Here is a 3,755-nt window from a genome sequence, read left to right as displayed (position 1 = left end):
AAATGATGAAAAAAGCTATGCTTGTACCACAGAAATCGAATCTAAACTTATTTAGGAACACATATGAAAGTAAATATTATAAAAATAACTTCTTACCTCACTCTTCCGATTTTATTTTTAAGTTCAGAGTGAACATGCAAGCTAACCTATATTTTTTAATCGTACACCAAAAGCTGTACAGTTAAATCGTAATTAGTTAGCAAGCAACGTTGTAAGAAAAAGCGAATTTTCAAATTTTATAAAATTCATTTAATTAATTAGATATGAGCGAAAAATCTTTACTGAAAGTATTCCTAAATGACAAGCCAGTCGTTCCTCAGGATAAGCTAAGTCTTCATATGTATGAAACTAGTACAGATGTTATTTTTCACACTGTTGATCATGTGTTTGATGATGCACAGTTGACAAGCCATAATTTTTTGAGCAAGGATGTGAGTATGCGCGCATTTAAGTTCGAACTTAACAAGCCCATTACCCTCTATTCAATTCCTTCGGATCCAGTACTAACCTTTCATTTTCAGGTATATAATAGTCAAAAAACTAAGTTTGTACAGGAAGATAAAGGCATGTTACTCTTTGAGCAAAATAACCAGATATTCTGGCAAAATATGGAAACTGTCAAGTATGAATTTGAGCAAGGGTTATTCAGTCATTTTAACCTGTTTTTCAGACCTCATGTAATTTTAGAATTGGCGGAAAAGCACCCGGTTTTACGGGAACTGGCTATGGAGATCGCAACCAGTAAACGCACTGATCTAGATTTTTTTGTTACTGTTGCAGGAGCGGATATAGATGTATTGATCGATCAAATATATGATGAATTTCATCAAGCTTTCGTCAGTGAGAGAAGATTTAAGCATTTGGCAGAATGTCTGCTGCTGTGCAGTATGGGTATTGATATTACCGTTGATCCTCCTGCTCCAGGTGATATAAAAAAGGATGATGAATTTTTAGATCTTGAATCAGATGTTATAGGTATATTGGCGCGACAAGAGTTATTTACAGAAGACCAGAAACATTTTATTGCTCAGTATAAGTATTTCACTAAACAAATGCTTTTAGACGACTTTAATTTGAAAAAGCAAGCCTATATACAAAGGAAAAAAGCTGTTCGTATAAAGCAGAAACACCTTGCAAAGGTAAAAGAATGCTATTATGAAATAATGAATGATGTCTTAAACGTGCAGGCTTCAAAATTTTTCTTGATGGCAGACCTCATTGATCATCAGGTTGATAAATATGAATGGAATAATCAGGAAAAAGAAATAATAGGAAAGGTTATTATTTTAGCATGCCGATTTGCTTTCCAAGATGTTCCGCCTTTAAAATTTCAGATAGAGCTATATAACAAGTGGAGTGAAAAGCCCTATATGAACCCACTCGGTTTAATCATTTTAAAGAACTACTAAAAAAAATTAAACCCGAATTTACTATTGATCTACCTGATTTGGAGGTGTCCTACGAAAGTCAGGCAATTTTTATGGATCATGTGCAAGACCTATTTGGATATAGGCCTTTGGACCATTACAAAGGACTAAAAAATATCGAAAAACCGAAGGAGCTGACTGTACTTTATCAGAGGCTTATGCGAAAGTTCTTGGATGAAATCTCCATTAGCGATGCAGGCGAAATTACAAAAAGTGATGTGATCCGTATTCTGGATTTTAGTTATGACACGAATGATCCAATCTCTATGTTGATGCTCGAAATCAAACATTTTTCTGACGATAAACAGTATGTCTTTGCACAGGATTCAGATCTTCTGAGCGCTTGGTTATTGGCTCTGGCCACATATGATGTCGAACTGGATGAACAACTGTTTTTATTGGAACATGATCCGCGATTTGAGCTGATTACTGTTTACAATAATTCTCCTAAAAAGATGGGAGCCGTCGAGGAACATGTTAAGCTTGAAAGAAATCTAATTTTGCAGCAGACTGACTTAGTTGATAAGCACATTAAGCATCTCAAGGAGTGTCAAAGTAAAAATATGCTATTGAATATTATAAACCTCTTCAATTGTTGATTATTTTGAATACAGCTTTTTAATAGCTGGGCAAATTTTCATGATACCTCCTTGTGTAATAGAGATTCAGGGCAAATATTTTGCTGAAGAAGTTTATTGTTTTTGTCAGCAAGAGCCTATTCTTACTGTTGCTTAAGCAGGGGACAGTAAATTCAATTAGCTTTACGAGGGCTTGGGGTTTATTTATATGGAACCCCTCAGGGCTCTGTCATTCCGTGAAGATAAATTATATATGATAAAGTGATTAACTTTAGGGCAAATTGTTGAGGGTAGCGAGCTTACCATCGACGAAATTGAACAGCTTTGAGTGAAATAGGAGCGGGATGCGTAGGTTTTTTCGTTGGGCACTCCCGCAATTATGAAAACAAACTTCAGGAGCTTTATAAGAGCGTAGTAGAGTCTTTAAAGCAAAATGCACGTAGTTATCTGGCAGATGCGTTATAGGCTTCAGTGCCATATTGATGAGCCCTCGGGCAAAGGAACACGGATCGTTTATAGTCACCGCTATCGGTGCACCAGTATTGCTCAATCAGATTAAACATATACAAGTAGAATCAGTAGATGGAGATATCGATGGATCTGTTATTAAGAACAAAGTCAAAGCAAGCTTGATCATAGACCGCCATACCGGTACCTATACAATGGACAATGCAACAGCCGAGTTGATAGCCACATCCCGATTGACCGAATTTGTACCCTTGCTATTCAAAGCAATGAATGAAAGAGGGGAGGATAGAGTATTTAAATACTAATTTTTAGTATATATGATTACGATAGACTCCTAAATTTAAACTAATTTTTTTCCATAATATAATCCTCCATTATAAAACCATCACCAATATCAATATTCTCTTCGCCGACTTTCTCAAAACCTATACCCTTATAAAAATCGATAGCAGAATTATCTCTATTCACATTTAAAGAAAGACTATGATTTTTGTTTTTCATTGCAATATCTGTAATTGTTTTGATGAGTAATTTTCCGACACCCTTTCCCTGTGATGCAGGAAGAATGTAGATTTTATGAATTTTTGTTTTCGATAAACCTTTATAATTCAATTCGTAAGAAGCATAGCCCAAATGCTTTATTTCATCTTTTACGATTAGAAACTGATGGCTCTTATTTGTGGTCTGTTCAGATAATGCATTTGTGCTGTACATCATATCAAGCATATAATTGATCTGTTCCTCTGATAAAATAAGGCCGAAGTATCTGGCCAAGTTTCATGAGCGATCTTTTGGATAATAGGATAATCACTTGAATTTGCAGTATAAATAGTAAGCATGATTATTTTGAATTTTTAAAATCTTTATTTTTTATTATCATATAGTAATTGTTTAAATATAATAAATCATTGGTATTCAAGGCGAAAAAAATAAACCGTAATAAAACTAAAAAATATAGCAAGCAAAAGCTAATATATTTAGTTTTATTATTTATCTTTGGATATTGAATAAGGATGGACACGATACAAGATAACCGGTTGCTCAACATTCTTTCGTGTTCATCCTGTTCAATATTAAATTAAAGCAGGGTAGGGTTCTGTAAGTTCACTTTATAGTAAAGAGACTTAAGATCGCAATGTCACCTCTGTTGGAAGAAGGCAAAAATGATAAATATTAATTGCGATGAATGTACCATTGACAATCGAGATCTTGAAGGACTTAAAGCATAAGGGATATAATATCCTGAAGTCCGATAATAGTGTGGATGATGTTATACAACATT

At 34.3% G+C, this 3,755-nt stretch carries 4 protein-coding genes; 3 read left to right on the top strand and 1 reads right to left on the bottom strand.

Going from position 1 to position 3,755, the window contains the following annotated elements; genetic code table 11:
- Positions 1 to 263 precede the first annotated feature (263 nt).
- From L950_RS24525 to L950_RS24515, 3 genes are all read left to right on the top strand, one after another.
- Complete coding sequence (locus L950_RS24525; protein WP_021190633.1) at positions 264 to 1,409, top strand: hypothetical protein; 1,146 nt, start codon at positions 264 to 266, stop codon at positions 1,407 to 1,409.
- A gap of 44 nt (positions 1,410 to 1,453) precedes the next feature.
- Positions 1,454 to 2,026: a hypothetical protein gene (locus tag L950_RS24520; RefSeq protein ID WP_156169857.1), complete on the top strand. Its 573-nt coding sequence runs from the start codon at positions 1,454 to 1,456 to the stop codon at positions 2,024 to 2,026.
- Positions 2,027 to 2,487: 461 nt separating this feature from the next.
- Positions 2,488 to 2,778 carry a hypothetical protein gene (locus tag L950_RS24515; protein ID WP_021190631.1) on the top strand — a complete coding sequence of 97 codons (291 nt, stop codon included), beginning with the start codon at positions 2,488 to 2,490 and terminating at the stop codon, positions 2,776 to 2,778.
- 40 nt (positions 2,779 to 2,818) lie between these two features.
- On the opposite strand, the gene L950_RS24510 is transcribed toward L950_RS24515, so the two are convergent.
- Entirely contained in the window at positions 2,819 to 3,247 is a 429-nt protein-coding gene (locus L950_RS24510) for a GNAT family N-acetyltransferase (protein WP_021190630.1), read from the bottom strand.
- Positions 3,248 to 3,755: the final 508 nt, after the last annotated feature.

It is taken from the genome of Sphingobacterium sp. IITKGP-BTPF85, from assembly GCF_001006065.1.
Taxonomy (GTDB): Bacteria; Bacteroidota; Bacteroidia; order Sphingobacteriales; family Sphingobacteriaceae; genus Sphingobacterium; species Sphingobacterium anhuiense.
This window is presented reverse-complemented; position numbering and strand designations above follow the sequence as displayed.